At 67.4% G+C, this 16,422-nt stretch carries 12 protein-coding genes; 4 read left to right on the plus strand and 8 right to left on the minus strand.

All coding sequences use genetic code 11. The features are described from left to right. Positions 1-6 precede the first annotated feature (6 nt). From KAK88_RS01775 to KAK88_RS01785, 3 genes are all read right to left on the minus strand, one after another. Positions 7-846: a carbon-nitrogen hydrolase family protein gene (locus tag KAK88_RS01775; RefSeq protein WP_242077631.1), complete on the minus strand. Its 840-nt coding sequence runs from the start codon at positions 844-846 to the stop codon at positions 7-9. Positions 847-849: 3 nt separating this feature from the next. Further along, complete coding sequence (grxC, locus tag KAK88_RS01780; RefSeq protein ID WP_055755096.1) at positions 850-1,107, minus strand: glutaredoxin 3; 258 nt, start codon at positions 1,105-1,107, stop codon at positions 850-852. 64 nt (positions 1,108-1,171) lie between these two features. Continuing rightward, on the minus strand, positions 1,172-1,966 hold the full coding sequence (locus tag KAK88_RS01785) for a ComF family protein (protein WP_242077632.1): 795 nt from the start codon (positions 1,964-1,966) through the stop codon (positions 1,172-1,174). Between KAK88_RS01785 and KAK88_RS01790 the strand changes: the two genes are divergently transcribed. Next, on the plus strand, positions 1,965-2,867 hold the full coding sequence (locus KAK88_RS01790) for a class I SAM-dependent methyltransferase (RefSeq protein ID WP_242077633.1): 903 nt from the start codon (positions 1,965-1,967) through the stop codon (positions 2,865-2,867). The two genes, KAK88_RS01785 and KAK88_RS01790, sit on opposite strands and share 2 nt — an antisense overlap. On the opposite strand, the gene KAK88_RS01795 is transcribed toward KAK88_RS01790, so the two are convergent. The 4 genes from KAK88_RS01795 to KAK88_RS01810 are packed head-to-tail and all read right to left on the minus strand — an operon-like array spanning position 2,864 to position 5,780. Next, on the minus strand, positions 2,864-3,052 hold the full coding sequence (locus KAK88_RS01795; protein WP_039246696.1) for a Flp family type IVb pilin: 189 nt from the start codon (positions 3,050-3,052) through the stop codon (positions 2,864-2,866). The genes KAK88_RS01790 and KAK88_RS01795 overlap by 4 nt on opposite strands. 25 nt (positions 3,053-3,077) lie before the next feature. Continuing rightward, positions 3,078-3,491, minus strand: coding sequence for a (deoxy)nucleoside triphosphate pyrophosphohydrolase (locus tag KAK88_RS01800; protein ID WP_242077634.1), 414 nt, complete (start codon positions 3,489-3,491; stop codon positions 3,078-3,080). Next, on the minus strand, positions 3,488-4,882 hold the full coding sequence (gene argJ, locus KAK88_RS01805; RefSeq protein ID WP_242077635.1) for a bifunctional glutamate N-acetyltransferase/amino-acid acetyltransferase ArgJ: 1,395 nt from the start codon (positions 4,880-4,882) through the stop codon (positions 3,488-3,490). The genes KAK88_RS01800 and argJ overlap by 4 nt, the downstream gene beginning before the upstream one ends. 1 nt (position 4,883) lies before the next feature. Continuing rightward, the gene (locus tag KAK88_RS01810; protein WP_431307201.1) at positions 4,884-5,780 is read right to left on the minus strand and encodes a peptidylprolyl isomerase; all 897 of its coding nucleotides are present in this window, start codon (positions 5,778-5,780) and stop codon (positions 4,884-4,886) included. Between the two features lie 244 nt (positions 5,781-6,024). Here KAK88_RS01810 and secA point away from each other — a divergent pair, with 244 nt between their 5' ends. Next, positions 6,025-8,874, plus strand: coding sequence for a preprotein translocase subunit SecA (gene secA / locus KAK88_RS01815; RefSeq protein ID WP_242077636.1), 2,850 nt, complete (start codon positions 6,025-6,027; stop codon positions 8,872-8,874). Between the two features lie 84 nt (positions 8,875-8,958). Next, on the plus strand, positions 8,959-10,119 hold the full coding sequence (locus KAK88_RS01820) for an aminotransferase class V-fold PLP-dependent enzyme (RefSeq protein WP_242077637.1): 1,161 nt from the start codon (positions 8,959-8,961) through the stop codon (positions 10,117-10,119). Here KAK88_RS01820 and KAK88_RS01825 read toward each other — a convergent pair whose 3' ends face one another. Continuing rightward, positions 10,120-11,016 (minus strand): hypothetical protein, encoded by an 897-nt coding sequence (locus tag KAK88_RS01825; protein WP_242077638.1) that lies wholly within the window; start codon positions 11,014-11,016, stop codon positions 10,120-10,122. 462 nt (positions 11,017-11,478) lie between these two features. Between KAK88_RS01825 and KAK88_RS01830 the strand changes: the two genes are divergently transcribed. Continuing rightward, positions 11,479-16,335, plus strand: coding sequence for an NAD-glutamate dehydrogenase (locus KAK88_RS01830; RefSeq protein WP_242077639.1), 4,857 nt, complete (start codon positions 11,479-11,481; stop codon positions 16,333-16,335). Positions 16,336-16,422 lie beyond the last annotated feature (87 nt).

The following is a 16,422-nucleotide window of genomic DNA, read 5'->3' on the forward strand; positions in this document are numbered from 1 at the left end:
GGGGCGTCAAACGGCAGGCAGGAAATCGCGATCGTGGGTTAAGCTGGGCACGGCGGCGCGCGCCCTGGCCACGGCCTCCATGTCCAGTTTCGCACGCACGATGCAAGGCTCGTCGTGATCCGCCTTGGCGATGATCTCGCCCCAGGGTCCGACGACGGTGGATCGCCCCCAGGTGCGACGGCCGTCCTCGTGCCGTCCGCCCTGCGCCGGGGCCAGGATGAAGGCGCCCGTCTCGATGGCGCGGGCGCGCAACAGGGTTTCCCAATGCGCCTCCCCCGTCGGGGCGGTGAAGGCGGCTGGCACGGCGATCATCGACGCCCCGGCCTTGGCCAGTTGGCGATGCAGATGGGGAAAGCGGATGTCGTAGCAGATGGTCAGACCCAGCCGACCCCAGGGCGTATCCGCCACCGCCGCCCCGTCGCCGGGCCTCACCGTCGCGCTTTCGCGATAGGTCTCGCCATTGGGCAGGTTCACGTCGAAGACATGCAGCTTGTCGTATCGGGCCACGATCCCGCCCGACCCATCGATCAGCAGCGACCGATTGGCGGCGCGGCCGTCTCCCGCCTGGCCCGACCGGACGATAGCCGAACCGATCAGCAGCCAGACACCCAGCTCCGCCGCCAGACGACGCAGACCCAGAACGGCGGCGTCCTCGTCCTCGGTCGTGATCGCCGCCTCGCGCCTGTCGCGGCGTTGCTCCAGGACATTGGTCCCCTCGGGCGTCAGGACGAACTTGGCCCCGCCCGACGCCGCCTCGCGGATCAGGGGCTCGACATGGGCCAGCGCCGCCTGCGCGCTCGCCGGCGTGCGCGTCTGGATCAGGGCGATGTCGAGCCCGCTGCTCATGGATCAGGCGGCCAGAAGTCCGTCCAGCTTGCCGTCGCGATCCAGTGCGTGGATGTCGTCGGAACCGCCGACGTGCTGGCCGTCGATGAAGATCTGCGGGAATGTCATGCGGCCGCCCGACTTCTCGACCATCTCGGCCTTCTTGTCGGGATCGTTGGAGGCGACGATCTCCGTATAGTCCACGCCCTTCTTCTTCAGCAGCGACATGGCGCTGAAGCAGTAGGGGCAGCCAGGCTTGGTGTAGATGACGACGTCGGCCAAATTCAGATCTCCAGAAATGAGGGCGCCCTAAAGCAGCGAACCGCCGCGCGGCGAGCGCTAGGGCCTACATAATAAGTTCACGGGCGTTTCGCACCCGCGCGATGACGGCGAGATCCACGGCGCGCGCTCCGGCGTCGATCAGGGCGCGCGCGCAGGCCTCTCCGGTCGCGCCCGTGGTCAACACATCGTCGATCAGAAGGATGCGTCGTCCCCGAATCCGACGCCGGCCCGCCTCCGTCACGGCGAAGGCCTTCTTGACGTTCAGCCGCCGTCCGCGCTGGCTCTTGCCGCCCTGGCTGGTCGTGTGGGTCGTGCGGACCAGCGCGTCGGGCAGATAGTCGCGGCCGGCGTGCCGGGCCAGCGGCCGGGCGATCTCGGCCGCCTGATTGAACCGTCGCGACAACAGGCGAAACCGATGCAGCGGCACGGGCAGGATCACGTCCGCGTCTTCAACCAGATCGGCCGCAGCGCGCCCGATCCATCGCGCGAACAGGGGCGCGAACTGCTGCTGGTCCCCGTGCTTGAACCTCAGGATCAGGCCGCGCGACGCCTCGTCATACAGGCATGCCGCACGCGCCCGCTCAAACGCATAGGGCTTGGCGATACAGGCGGCGCAGCGATCCTCGGCGAAGGCGCCGCCGTCAAAGTCGAAGGCCGCCCCGCAGCCGTCGCAGACCGGCGCCTCCAGAAATTTGATCCGGCTCCAGGCGTCGGGCGTCAGGCCGGCCGCAGCCGTCGCCTCCCGGCTGTCGTGCGCCATCGGCGGCAGGATCAAGTCGGCCAGTCCCCGCCCCGCTCCGCGCAAGTGACGCCCCGCCTCTTCCCAGGCGCGTCGCCAGCCCCCATCCTGTGCGTCCATGACCGCCCCCCAATCCTCTTCCGACGGCCCCCCGCGCATCTTCGACGCCGTGCGACGTCAGGCGCGGCTGGCGCGGTCCGCCGCCCAGTTCCCCCAGGCCGACTTCCTGCATGCCCGCGCCGCCGCCAACGCCGCCGAGAGCCTGGAAGCCATATTGCGCGATTTTCCCGTTGCGGTCGATCTGTCTGCCCATCCAGGCGTGTTCGATGCGGCGGTTCGGTCAAGCGACGCCGCTGGACGGGTCGGCCCCGTCCAGACGCCCGTCTCTCTGGCCCAACGCGCAGCGCCGGGGGCGGACGCTTTGCCGCTGGCCGACGCCTCGACCGATCTGATCGTCTCCCTTTTGACCCTTCACTGGGCCAACGACCTGCCCGGCGCCCTGGCCCAGATCCGGCGCGCGTTGAAACCGGACGGTCTGTTCATCGGCACGCTGTTCGGCGCGGGCACGTTGAAAGAACTTCGCGCCGTTCTGACCGAGGTCGAATTGGAAGAGCGCGGCGGCGCCCAGGCGCGCGTCTCGCCCTTCGCCGACGGCTATGACGGGGCGGCCCTGTTGCAGCGCGCCGGGTTCGCCCTTCCAGTATCGGACGTGGACCGCTTCACCGTCCGCTACGCCGACCTGTTCGCCCTGATCCGCGACCTGCGCGCCATGGGCGAGACCAATGTGCTGTACGGGCCCGTTCGACCCTTAAGCCGCCGCATCGTGGCGCGCGCCGCCGCCCTCTATGCCGAGCGATACGGTCTCGACGACGGCCGCATCCCGGCGACCTTCGAGATCATTCACCTGGCCGGCTGGAAACCCCACGACAGCCAGCAGAAGCCCCTGCCGCGCGGCTCGGCCAAGACGCGGCTGGCCGATGCCCTGGGCGTCAAGGAAATGACCGGCGAAGAGCAGGACTAGCTGATCGCGGCCTGTATGGCGGCGCTCAGCTTGTTCACCGTGGCGGCCAGGCCGCCGTTCTGGCTGTTCGCCAGGGCGCTGATCGAAGTCACGATCGCCAGGAAGATCAGGGCGCAGAGCAGGCCGTATTCAATGGCTGTGGCCCCGCTCTCATTGCGCAGGAACCGGCCGATAAGACGTCGCATGGCCGGCCTCCCTGGTCGGCGGTGGTCAGAGCAGGTCGCGCAACCAGGCGACCAGAGGTTCGTCCGCCGGCGGCATGGGATAGTCCGAAAGTTTGCTCGGCTTCACCCAGGCCAGGCCGTCGTGTTCACGCGCCGTGACCACGCCGTCCCACCGTCGGCACAGATACAATGGCATCAACAGGTGAAACGAATCGTAAGCGTGACTGGCGAAAACGAACGGCGACAGACAGTTTTCGCTGACGTCGATGCCCAGCTCTTCCTTTAGCTCGCGGATCAGGGCCTGTTCCGGCCGCTCTCCGGGCTCCACCTTGCCACCCGGAAACTCCCACAGGCCGGCCAGCTTCTTGCCCTCGAGACGTTTGGCAATCAGCACCCGCCCATCCACATCGATCAGGGCGACGGCGACGACCAGGACGGTAGGAAGCGACGCAGCGGTCACGAGCGATAATCGCCGTTGATCTCGATGTAGCCCTTGGTCAAATCGCAGGTCCACACGGTCGCCGACGCCCGGCCCGAACCTACTTCGACGGTGATGTCGATCTCGGGGTTCTTCATATAGGCGGTCATCTTGGCCTCGTCGTAGGTCGGGGATGGGGCGCCGTCGACGGCGGCCTGGTGCGGACCGAACTTGATGGCCAGACGGTCTCGGTCGACCGGTTCCTCGGTCTTGCCCACCGCCATGACGACGCGGCCCCAGTTGGCGTCCTGACCGGCGATGGCGGTCTTGACCAGGGGGCTGTCGGCGATGGACTTGGCCAGCTTGCGGGCCGAGGCCGGGCTGGCGGCGCCGTCGACCGTGACTTTGACGAACTTGGTCGCGCCCTCGCCGTCGCGCACCAGCTGGTGGGCCAGGTCCAGCATCACCTTGTCCAGGGCGGCCGAGAAGCTCTTCAGCCGGCGATCGCCGACCCGCCCGATGCGCGGCGCGCCCGAGGTTCCGGTGGCGAACAGCAGGGCCGTGTCGTTGGTCGAGGTGTCGCCATCCACCGTCACGCTGTTGAAGGTGGTGCGCACATGCAGGCCCAGCAGCGCCTGCAGCACGTTCGGATGGATGTCCGCATCGGTGACGATGAAGGCCAGCATGGTCGCCATGTCCGGCGCGATCATGCCCGATCCCTTGGCGATGCCGGCGATCCGGACCTTGTAGCCCTCGATCTCGGCCTCGGCGTAGGAGCCCTTGGGGAAGGTGTCGGTGGTCATGATGCCGCGACCCGCCCGGGCCCAGGCGTCCGCCTCCAGCCCGTTCTCGATTTCAGGCAGTTTGGCGACGATCTTCTTATCGTCCAGCACCACCCCGATCACACCGGTCGAGGCCAGCATGACGTCGCGCTGGCGACAGCCGAACCGTTTGGCGACCTCCGAGGCCGTTCGCCGCGCGGCGTCCGCGCCGGCCTTGCCCGTGAAGGCATTGGCGCATCCGGCGTTGATCACCAGGGCGCGCACATCCTTGCCGCCCTCGGCCCCGGCCAGATGCTTCTTGCACCAATCGACGGGCGCCGACCCGATCTTGTGGCGGGTGAAGACCCCGGCGCAGCTGGTCCCGCGCGCGAACCGGAACACCACCAGGTCGTCGCGCTCATGCTTGTAGAAGCCGGCGCGCGCGGTCGCGATCTCGACCCCGCCGATCGGCGGAATGGTCGGGAACGGCACGGCCAGGGGCGAGATGGCCAGGCCGGGCTTGCCGGCGGCGGCGGGCGCAGTCGCGGCGGCCGGCGCCGCATCCGATCCCGGCGTGCGGGTTGCGCGCTTCAGCGCCGTGGCGAACGGGTCCAGCGCCTTTTCGAACGCATGCTCGATCTTCTGGCCGGTCGTGGAGGGAGGCTTGGTCATGTCAGGCGCCCGGAGGAGCGGAAGGAGCAGGCGATGCGGGCGGCGTTTGGGCGGGCAGGCGCACATCCACCTGGGCCTTGCCGCGCAGTTGTTCCAGCAGTTGCCGAACGCCCTCATAGGTCAGATAGCGCACGATCTGCGGTCGGGCCTGTTCCAGCGTCGGCGGGTTTTCCTTGCGCCGGTCCTCGACCCTCAGAACGGCCCAGCCGCCCTCGGTCTGGAACGGCCCAACGGTCGCACCGGCCGGCTTGTCGCGCAGGGCGTCGGCATAGGCTTGTGGCATCACGTCCAGCGTCGAATAGCCCAGGTCGCCGCCGGAAAACCGTGTCGCCTCGTCGATCGACCGCTCCGCCGCCACCGCCTCGAAGCCGGCGCCCTGGCCCAGAATGCCGATCACGGCATCCGCCTCGGGCTTGGTGCGCGACAGGATCAGCCGCACGCGGATCTCTTCCGAGGTCTTCGCCAGCCGCAACTGCTCATTATACAGGGTCTGCACCGCCTGGTCCGAGACGGCCTTGTTGACCACGCTCTCGACCAGCATGTCGCCCAGGATGCGTTCGCGCGTCGCTTCCAGACGCCGCTGCGCCAGAGGCGAGGAATCCAGTCGACGCCGCTGCGCCTCTCCGGCCAGCAGCTTTTGATCGATCACCTCGTCCAGCACCCGGCGGAAGAGATCCGACGTCACATCCAGCGTCTCGTCCTCGCCGATCAGGCCTTGCGCCACCGCCTCGCGCTTCACGTCCGAGGCCCAGATGGTCTCATCCTGCACTGTGGCCACGGCCTGGTCGCCCTGTTCGGGCGGCCGGTTGTCGCCGCCGCGCGAACAGGCGGCGGTCGAAAGCGTCGCCGTCAGCAAGGCCGCCGTCAGAATGCGTGAAGATCGCCGGAAGGGGGTCAAGGGGGCGCTCCGTCGAAGGCGGCCGAAAGCCCCTCGCGTTGACAGGGGTTAGGCCGGTGCTTAAGTCCCGCCTGCGCCCAAGTCGAGGGGTTTTGATCGTCTGCGCGGCCCTTCGCGCGCGCCTGATGCGGCGCTCCGGGGCTGCGATCGGTCTGGGCCTCTCTCACGGCGTCCGTATCGCCGCCCCTCACGGGATTTCAGAGCCGCTCAGCTCGCAGACGCTCGACCGCTTACCGGATCCAATATGCTCGGCTTCGCCAAGAAACTTTTCGGCTCTTCCAACGACCGCAAGGTCAAGGCCTTCCAGGACCACGCACAGCGCATCAATGCGCTGGAGCCCAAGTTCGCCGCCCTGTCCGACGACGAGCTGCGGATGATGACCGACGCCTTCCGTGATCGGCTGGCGAACGGCGAAACCCTGGACAAGATCCTGCCCGAAGCCTTCGCCGTCGTGCGCGAAGCCTCCAAGCGCGTGCTGGGCCAGCGTCAGTACGACGTTCAGCTGGCCGGCGGCATGATCCTGCACGAAGGCGGCATCGCCGAGATGCGGACCGGCGAAGGCAAGACTCTGGTAGCCGTGGCCCCGGTCTATCTGAACGCCCTGCCCGGCAAGGGCGTGCACGTCATCACCGTCAACGACTACCTGGCCCGCCGCGACGCCGAGACGATGGGCAAGGTCTATCGCTTCCTGGGTCTTGAGGTCGGCGTCATCGTCAACGGACTCAGCCAGGGCCAACGACAGCAGGCCTATAACGCCGACGTCACCTACGGCACCAACAACGAATTCGGCTTCGACTATCTGCGCGACAACCTGGTCTATGACCGGCGCGAGATGGTGCAGCGTCCGCACAACTTCGCCATCGTCGACGAGGTCGACTCCATCCTGATCGACGAGGCGCGCACGCCTCTGATCATCTCGGGCCCGACCGAGGACCGTTCGGATCTCTACAAGATCCTCGACGGCCTGATCAAAGACCTGATCAAGGACAAGGACACCTTCGAGCTCGACGAGAAGCAGAAGCAGGTCCTGCTGACCGAGCTGGGCTCCGAGCGGATGGAAGAGGCCCTGGAGGCCGGCGGTCATTTCGCCGCCGACACCACCGGCCTTTACGACGCCGCCAACATCAGCCTGGTCCACCACGCCAACCAGGCCCTGCGCGCCAACACCCTGTATCAGCGTGACAAGGACTATATCATCAAGGGCGGCGAGATCGTCCTGATCGACGAGTTCACCGGCCGTATGATGACCGGCCGCCGCCTGTCCGAAGGTCTGCACCAGGCCATCGAGGCCAAGGAAGACGTCAAAATCCAGCCCGAGAACCAAACCTTGGCCTCGGTGACGATCCAGAACTACTTCCGCCTGTATGAAAAGCTGTCGGGCATGACCGGCACGGCCGCGACCGAGGCCCAGGAATTCGGCGACATCTACAAGATGGACGTGCTGGAAGTGCCGACCAACCGGCCGATCCAGCGCAAGGATTATGACGACGAGGTCTATCGGACCCACGCCGAGAAGAACCAGGCCATCGCGCGCCAGATCGCCGAATGCCACCTTGCCGGTCAGCCGATCCTGGTCGGCACCGTGTCGATCGAGCGTTCGGAACAGCTGTCGGACCTGCTGAACCGCTTCGAATACAATGTCGAGACCGCGCGCACGCTGAAGCCGGAATATGCGGGCAAGGCCAAGGAAGCCGAGAAGATCGGCGACGCCGCCTATAACATCACCTACGAAACCAAGCTGCGCGGCATCCCGCACAGCGTCCTGAACGCGCGCCAGCACGAGCAGGAAGCCTACATCGTCGCCGACGCCGGCCTGCCGGGCGTGGTGACCATCGCCACCAACATGGCCGGCCGCGGCACCGACATTCAGCTCGGGGGCAACCTCGAGATGAAGATGCAGAAGTGGTTACTTGAACAGCGCAACATGGCCGTCGAGGTCACGCCGGAAATGGAAGCGGCCAAGGAGGCCGAGTTCAAGGCCGAGATCGCCGTCCAGAAAGAAAAGGCGCTGGCCGCCGGCGGCCTGTTCGTTCTGGGCACCGAGCGCCACGAGAGCCGCCGCATCGACAACCAGCTGCGCGGCCGCACCGGCCGTCAGGGCGACCCCGGCACCTCCAAATTCTACCTGTCCTGCGAGGACGACCTGCTGCGCATCTTTGCCGGCGACCGCCTCGACTCGATCATGAAGACCTTCGGCGTGGCGGAGGGCGAGGCGATCACCCACCCCTGGCTGAACCGCGCCATCGAGACCGCCCAGAAGCGCGTCGAGACCCGCAACTACGACATCCGCAAGAATCTGCTGAAATACGACGACGTCGTGAACGACCAGCGCAAGGCCGTGTTCGAGCAGCGCCAGGAGTTCATGGACTCCGAGGATCTGTCCGAACTGGTCGGCGACTTCCGCCGCGACGTCGTGTCGGACCTGGTCGAACGCTACATGCCGCCCAAGGCCTATGCCGAGCAGTGGGACATCGACGGCCTGGACGAAAAGGTCCGCTCGACCCTGGGTCTTGAGCTGCCGCTGCACGACTGGGCCGCCGAGGAAGGCGTGTCGAACGAGGAGATCGAGGAGCGGCTGCTGGCCGCCGCCGATGCGCGCGCCGCCGAACGTCTGGAGATGATCGGGGCCGAACAGACGCGCGGTCTGGAAAAGCAATTCATGCTGCAGATGATCGACATGCAGTGGCGCGAGCACCTGGTCCATCTGGACCACCTGCGCGGCGTCATCGGCCTGCGCGGCTACGGCCAGCGTGACCCGCTGAACGAATACAAGACCGAAGCCTTCTCCCTGTTCGAGAACCTGCTCTACGACCTGCGCCACAATGTGACCCGCTGGCTGATGACGGTGGAGTTCCGCTTCCAGGCGCCGCCCGAACTGCCTGAGTTCCAGGAAATCCACCTGAACCCCGGCACCGGCGAGAACGAGATGGCCAATCCGTCGGCCCAGAACCCCGAAGGCACGCTGATCGGCGACGACCGCTCCAAACTGCCCGTCGAGGCTCTGCCGCCCGGCTGGGAAATGACCGGCCGCAACTCCCCCTGCCCCTGCGGCTCGGGCCGCAAGTTCAAACACTGCCACGGGGCTCTCGTTTAAGAGGCGAGCCACCGCGCGGCGCTCTCGCTCGCCGCGCTTCGGCTCGCTGCTTGAGCGCTGAGTGAGATGTCCTAAAGAAGAGGGATGACCTACAAGTCCCTCTTCTCCCGCGCCCTGTCGGCGGCGCCCGGTCGGCTGCATTTCGCCGCGCATAGCCATCACCTGTGGCCCGACGCCAGTTTCGAGGCGCAGCAACAGACCTGGCTCGACGCCAATCTGCATGCCGACCACAAGTGGGACCTCGTCTTCGGTCAGGTGATCCCCGAGGCCCAGGCCCATGTCGCGGCCGAACTGGGCCTGCCCTCGCCCGACAGCATCGTCTTTTCGTCCAACACCCACGACTTCCTGCTGCGTGTGTTTTCGGGCGTGGAGACCAAGCCGGTTCGCATTCTGGCGACCGACGGCGAGTTCCACTCCTTCCGTCGCCAGGCGGAACGGTGGGAAGAGGTCGGGGCGGCGGTGGTCACGCGCGTTCCACTGGCGCCCTTCGAAACCTTCGCCGATCGCTTCGTCGCCGAGGCGTCGAGGGGCGGTTTCGACTGGATCGTCGTCAGCCAGGTCTTCTTCCGCACCGGGGGCCTGTTCGACCGGATCGAGGAGCTCGCCGCCCTGGCGAGACCCGAAGGGCCCTGGGTGCTGATCGACGGCTATCACGGCTTCATGGCGACCCCGACCGACCTGTCGGCGGTGGCGGACCAGGTCTTCTATGTCTCTGGCGGCTACAAATACGCCATGTCGGGCGAGGGCGTCTGCTTCCTGCACGCCCCGCCCGGCTTCTGCCCGCGTCCTGTCGTCACCGGCTGGTTCGCGGAGTTCGGCGACCTGTCGGGTCCGCCCGGCGGCGTTCAGTACCGCAGCGACGGCGGTCGCTTCTGGGGCGCCACCTTCGACTGCACGCCGCTGTATCGCTTCAACGCCGTGCGCCGAATGCTGGATCAGCAGGGGCTCGACACCGCCGCCATCGCCGCCCATGCGCGCGATCTGGCAACCAGGTTCCAGCATGCCGTTCAGGGTGGACAGGCCGGGGTGTTGTCTCAGGCCGAAATCCTCAATCCCGTCGAGGGCGATGCGCCGCGCGCCCGTTTCCTCGCCTTGCGTCATCCCGACGCCCAGGCCTGGTGCGCGGGTCTGCGGGCGGCGAACATCGTCACCGACGTGCGCGACGACGTCATCCGCTTCGGCTTCGGCCTGTATCAGGACGCCGAGGATGTCGATCGCCTGATCGCGGCCTGCCGATCCCTCTGATCAGTAGAAGGTCGTGTCGTCCTGCTTGCTGGGCGCCGGGGCCGTGCGCGGCGGCGTCGCCGGTCGGTTCGATCCGGGCGGGGTTGCCGGGCGGGCTTGAGGCGAAGCCGGCGCCGGCGCGGTCCCCGCTGCCGGCGCATCGACTGGCGGAATCGCCGGCAGGTCCGGATAGGGCATGGCCGCGGGGCGGGCGTCCTGCGCCGGCGCCGCTTCATCGGGCGCGATCGGTCCCGTGTCGGACTGGCCCAACCGGTCGGGCGCGCCGACATCGTCGCGGATGAAGGCCCAGGCCTGCCGGTCCGAACAGCCGCAGGCCTTCAGGAAGCCCTGCTTGTCGCGCCACAGGATCAGCGGATAGCTGATGTCGACGCCGGACTCCTTGAGCAGCTGGCTCAGCCGCTCGTTGAAACGACGGCCGGCCTCCACCACGGCGGTGCGCGCCAGATTGCCATCCGCCTGCGGCACGCCGGCGGCGGTCCAGCTGTTCGCCGGCGTCGCCATCCAGCGCTGGTAAAGCGGCCAGTCCCGCGTCAGCCACAGCTCCGCGACCGTCGCCCGCTCCGCCGCCGTCGATTGCGCCGCACCCTCCAGATCGGGGCGGGCGAACAGGATGTAGCGCGTCTCGATCCCCGCCGCCTTCAGCTTGGGCGCCTCGTCGCGCGCGTAACGCAGGGCTGAAGCGCTGTCGCGATAGGTGACGATATAGAGGGCCTGCCCCCCGCTGCCGTCCGACACCCAGGACGCCTCGTCCAGCAGTTGCTGCACCTCGGCCTGATTGCGGCTGATTGTGACCGGCTGGAACCGCGAGTAGAAGTTCCAATAGGCCCAGTATCCGGCGCCGGCGAGCAGCAGGCCGACCACGGCCGCCACGATCGAACCCATTAAAAAGCGGCGCATGTAATCGGGTCCTCCAGCTTCACCGTTGACCCCTCCTAACGCATAGCATCGGAATCCGTTGTCGCCCGCATTCGCCGACGTCTTCATCGGCGCCCAGAGGCGCCAACCAGAGGCGCCAAAATGTCGCGAAAGATTCCGCCCGATGCGCTCTTGAACGGCGCAGGCGGCTTCCCATTTCCGATTTCGACGCTGCGGGACACTCCCCCTCCGAACCGCAGCGAAGCGAAGCCGGCACCCTCCCCTCCCCTCCAGGCGCCGCTCGCGCAGGCCGCCGGACTCCCCCAGTCCGGCGGCTTTCTGCTTTGTGGCGCTGCACAATAATTCCAACCTGATCACTGATCATTACAATGAACGGTCGCCGGGGGCTTCCCGAGCGATCGGACCTGGCCTAGTCAGCGAGGGTGGCGCCCCGTCGCGCCGCATCCCTTGCGGCCCTGCCGCGTCGTTCGAGACTGCTCGTCCATGACCGCCCACGATCTGCGCCAACCCGTTCAGCCGATCACCAAGGCCGCGCTGGAGGCGGCCTTCGCCAAGATCGCGGGGACTGGGCCCGGCGCAGTCGAACAGACCTATCTGACCCAGGCGCACGAAGACTATTCGGCCGATGAGACGCCCGAGCTCAGCGGCGAGGATCTGGCCGCCCTGCTCGCCGCCTCCTGGATCGCCGCCAAGGCCTATCCGACCGACGCGGCCGCTCCCGCCATCACCGTCGGCCCGCTACACGGCGCGTCGGAAAGGGTTCTGGATTACGATCTGGTGCGTATCGTCCAGTCCGACGCGCCCTTCCTGGTCGACAGCGTCATGGGCGCCCTGGCCGAGGCCGCCGTGTCCGTGCGCGCCCTGTTCCACCCGGTGGTTGAACTGGACGGCCGCCGCCTGTCGATCATCATGCTGGTCATCGACAGCGTGCCGCAGGAGCGTCGCGACGCCCTGGGCGAAGGCCTGGCCCAGAGCCTGTCGGACGTTCACGCCGCCGTCGCCGATCATGACGCCATGACGTCTCTGATGCGTCAGGCCGTGCAGCGACTGGAAGAGACTCCGCCCCCGGTCGATCCCGCCGTCCTGGCCGAGAACATCGCCTTCCTGAAATGGCTGAAGAGCGACCATTTCGTCTTCCTAGGCGCGCGCGACTACGACTATCCGCTGAACGCCGACGGCGACTATGAGGCCGAGGCGCCGTTGGGCCTGTCCACCGACGGCATGGGGATCCTGGCCGATCCTGAGCGCACGGTGCTGCGTCGCGCGTCGGAACCCGCCGTCCTGACGCGCCAGATGCGTCGCCAACTGGACCTCAGCGAACCGGTGACGGTGGCCAAGGCCAACGCCCGCTCGCGCGTCCACCGTCGCGCCTACATGGATTATGTCGGGGTCAAGCGTTACGGCCCGGACGGCAAGGCGACGGGCGAGACCCGGTTCGTCGGCCTGTTCACGTCGGAAGCCTACGATCAGCTGGCGACCGAAGTGCCGCTGCTCCGTCGCAAGGTGGCCAACGCCCTGGCCCGCGCCGACAAGGCGCCCGGCAGCCACAATGAGAAACGCCTCAAGAACATCCTTGAGAATTATCCGCGCGACGAGCTGTTTCAGGTCAGCGAGGACGAGCTGCTGTCCATCGCCCTGGGCATCCTTCACCTCTACGACCGGCCGCGCATCCGTCTGTTCTCGCGCCAGGATCCGTTCGACCGCTTCGTCTCGGTCCTGTGCTTCATTCCGCGCGAGAAGTTCGATTCCGCCGTGCGCGAACGCATCGGCCAGATCATCGCCCGCGCCTGGGGCGGCCGCATCTCGGCCTGGTATCCGGAGCTGTCCGACGCGCCCCTGGTGCGCATCCACTACATCATCGGCGTCGAGCCCGGCGCCCACCCAATCCCGGACGCCGCCCAGCTGGAGGCCGACGTCGCCGAGGCCGGTCGAGGCTGGGTCGATCGTTTCGAAGGCGCCCTGCGCCGCTCGGGCGTCGAGGAAGTCGCCGTCGGTCCGCTCAGCGCCCAGTGGGCCAAGGCTTTCGGCGCCGCCTATCGCGATCGCTATGACGCCGACGAGGCCGCGACCGACCTGCAGTATGTGAACCGGCTGAACGAGACCGGTCTGCCGGGCGAAGGCAAGGCCGTCGCCGTGCGCGCCTTCCGCACGCCGGACGACAGCCGACTGCAGTTCCGCTTCAAACTCTATCGTCGCGGCCCGGCCGTTCCCCTGTCCGACGTCCTGCCGATCCTGGCTGATATGGGTCTGAAGACGCTGGAGGAATACGGCTATCCGATCCGCCCGCTGGGCGAAGAGGAAATCCACGTCCACGAGTTCCTGATGGAGGATCCGCGCGGCGAGGCGCTGGTCTTCGATGACGTGAAGGGCCCGTTCGAGGACGCCTTCGCCGCCGTCTGGACCGGCCGCAACGAAAGCGACGGCTTCAACCGTCTGGTGATCGAACTGGGCGTGGAATGGCGCGACGCCGCCCTGATCCGCACCCTGGCCCACTATCGCCAGCAGACGGGTCTCGACCCCTCCCAGACGGTGCAGGAAGAGGCCCTGCGCGAATACCCCGACGTGGCGCGCGCCCTGCTGTCGCTGTTCAAGGCCAAGTTCGCGCCTGAAGGCGGCACCGCCGACGACCGCGCGCCGGCCGTCGCCGAGCTGGACGCCAAGATCGTCACCCTGCTGCAGGACGTGAAGAGTCTGGATCACGACCGAGCCCTGCGCCGCATCGCCGCCCTGATCGGCGCGATCAAGCGCACCAACTATTTCCAGCTGGACGCCGACGGTCAGCCCAAGCCGCACATTTCGATCAAGATCGCCTCGCGCGAACTGGACGACCTGCCCCTGCCCAAACCCTATCGCGAAATCTTCGTCTGGGCGCCGCACGTCGAGGGCGTGCACCTGCGCTTTGGTCCCGTCGCGCGCGGCGGTCTGCGCTGGTCGGACCGTCGCGACGACTTCCGCACCGAGGTGCTGGGCCTGGTCAAGGCGCAGCAGGTGAAGAACGCGGTCATCGTGCCGGTCGGCTCCAAGGGCGGCTTCTATCCCAAGCAACTGCCCCGCACGACGGACCGCGAGGCCATTCAGGGCGAGGCCATCCGCGCCTATCGCACCTTCCTGTCCGGCCTTCTGGACATCACCGACAATATCGCCTCCGACGGTTCGGTGACCCATCCGGCCAATGTCATCGCCTGGGAAGGCGACGACCCCTATCTGGTCGTGGCCGCCGACAAGGGCACGGCGACCTTCTCCGACATCGCCAACGGCGTCTCGGCCTCCTACGGCTTCTGGCTGGGCGACGCCTTCGCCTCGGGCGGCTCCATCGGCTATGACCACAAGGCCATGGGCATCACCGCCCGCGGCGCGTGGGAGGCGGTCAAGCGCCACTTCCGCGAAATGGGCAAGGACATCCAGACCCAGCCCTTCACCATGGTCGGCGTCGGCGACATGTCCGGCGACGTCTTCGGCAACGGCGTCCTTCTGTCCAAGGCGACGCGCTTGGTCGCCGCCTTCGATCACCGCGACATCTTCATTGATCCGAACCCGGATCATGTGACCAGTTGGACCGAACGCAAGCGTCTGTTCGACCTGCCGCGCTCGTCCTGGCAGGACTATGACAAGGCTCTGATCTCGGAGGGCGGCGGCGTCTTCTCGCGCTCGGCCAAGTCGATCCAGCTGACGCCGCAGATCAAGGCGGTCCTGGACATCGCCGAGGACGAACTGGACCCGGTCAGCCTGATCCGCGCCATCCTGAAGGCGCCGGTCGAACTGCTCTATCTGGGCGGCATCGGCACCTATGTGAAATCGGCGGCCGAAACCGACGCCCAGGTCGGGGACAAGGGCACCGACGCCCTGCGCATCAACGCCGACGAACTGCGGGTCAAGGTGGTGGGCGAGGGCGCAAACCTGGGCTTCACCCAGGCGGGGCGCATCGCCTTCGGTCAGGCCGGCGGTCGCATCAACACCGACGCCATCGACAACTCCGCCGGGGTCGACACTTCCGACCACGAGGTCAACATCAAGATCCTGGTCGGCTCGGCCGTGACCAACGGCGTCCTGCCGGCTGAGGAGCGCACGCCACTTCTGGCCTCCATGACCGACGAGGTCGGCCTCAAGGTGCTGGCCCACAACTACGACCAGACCCTGGCCCTGACCCTGCAACAGGCTGAGGGCATCGGCGCCCTGGACGCCCAGCAGCGGTTCATGCAGAGCCTGTCGGCGCGCGGAAAGCTGGACCGCAAGGTCGAAGGCCTGCCCAACGACGCCCGCGTCAAGGAGCTGATGATGGCGGGTATTCCGCTGGCCCGGCCTGAGCTGGCCGTCCTGATGGCCTACGCCAAGCTGGAGCTGTCGGACGACATCGTCGCCTCGCAAGCGCCAGAGGATCCCTTCTTCGAACAGATCCTGGTCCGCTACTTCCCCGAGGCCCTGGCCCGGTTCGAGCCGGAGATGAAGAGCCACCGTCTGCGGCGCGAGATCATCGCCACCGTCATGGCCAACGAAGTCGTCAACATGTGCGGCCCGACCTTCCCCGACCGCCTGCGCGGCTCGGCGGAATGCGACACTACCGCCCTGATCATCGCCTTCGAGGCCGCGCGCCGCGTCTTCCGTCTGGACGAGGCCTGGGACGCCGTGTCGGCCCTGGACCTGAAGATCTCTGCCGAGGCGCAGATCGCCCTCTATCAGGAAATCGCCGTCGTCCTGCGTCGCCAGACCTTCTGGCTGGCCCGCCGCGCCAAGGGCGGTCTGTCGGTTCAGGCCCTGATCGACCGCTACCGCCCGATCGCCGACGCCTTGCAGGCCGAGGGCGCGCCGGTCCTGTCGCGCTTCGAACAGGGGCGTCTGGATGCGCGCGTCAAACGCTTTGCCGACCACGGCGCGCCTGAGGATCTGACCCGCAGCATCGCCATCATGCGCCCCCTCGTCGCTGCCTCCGACATCGGAGACCTGGCGCAGGAGGCGAACTGGCCGGTCGCGGCCATGGCGCGCCTGTATCACCAGGTCGGAGCCGCCTTCGACTTCGACCGTCTGCGCGCCGCCGCCGGCTCCATTCCGTCTGCGGATCATTTCGATCGTCTCGCCGTCCGTCGTCTGATCGAGGATCTGATGAACGAGCAGGCGGCCCTGACCCGCGCCGTCGCGCGCGCCTCCGATCCGTCGGTCGGCGTCAGCGAGGACGCGGCCGAGGCCGCCGTGGACGCCTGGATTGGCTCCAAACAGGCGACGGTCGAGGGCGTGCGCGCTTCGGTGGACGAGATCGAACAGTCCGGCTCAGGCTGGACCTTCGCCAAACTGACCATCGCCAACGCCACGATCCGCGATCTGGCGACGGCGGCGGTGAGTTCCTGAGGTGTGCTATCGGCCTTTCGGCCTACTTGAGCACGCTATATGGACGCTCCGCTTGACGAAGCCGTCGTCGCACGGCCTCTTCAGCCG

The organism is Brevundimonas diminuta (assembly GCF_022654015.1).
GTDB lineage: Bacteria > Pseudomonadota > Alphaproteobacteria > Caulobacterales > Caulobacteraceae > Brevundimonas > Brevundimonas diminuta_C.

Excerpts from the sequence above, each read along its gene's own strand:
- KAK88_RS01775 (WP_242077631.1), bottom strand. The coding sequence starts at position 846 with ATGAGCAGCGGGCTCGACATCGCCCTGATCCAGACGCGCACGCCGGCG.
- KAK88_RS01790 (WP_242077633.1), top strand. The coding sequence starts at position 1,965 with ATGACCGCCCCCCAATCCTCTTCCGACGGCCCCCCGCGCATCTTCGAC.
- KAK88_RS01785 (WP_242077632.1), bottom strand. The coding sequence starts at position 1,966 with ATGGACGCACAGGATGGGGGCTGGCGACGCGCCTGGGAAGAGGCGGGG.
- KAK88_RS01795 (WP_039246696.1), bottom strand. The coding sequence starts at position 3,052 with ATGCGACGTCTTATCGGCCGGTTCCTGCGCAATGAGAGCGGGGCCACA.
- argJ (WP_242077635.1), bottom strand. The coding sequence starts at position 4,882 with ATGACCAAGCCTCCCTCCACGACCGGCCAGAAGATCGAGCATGCGTTC.
- secA (WP_242077636.1), top strand. The coding sequence starts at position 6,025 with ATGCTCGGCTTCGCCAAGAAACTTTTCGGCTCTTCCAACGACCGCAAG.
- KAK88_RS01820 (WP_242077637.1), top strand. The coding sequence starts at position 8,959 with ATGACCTACAAGTCCCTCTTCTCCCGCGCCCTGTCGGCGGCGCCCGGT.
- KAK88_RS01825 (WP_242077638.1), bottom strand. The coding sequence starts at position 11,016 with ATGCGCCGCTTTTTAATGGGTTCGATCGTGGCGGCCGTGGTCGGCCTG.
- KAK88_RS01830 (WP_242077639.1), top strand. The coding sequence starts at position 11,479 with ATGACCGCCCACGATCTGCGCCAACCCGTTCAGCCGATCACCAAGGCC.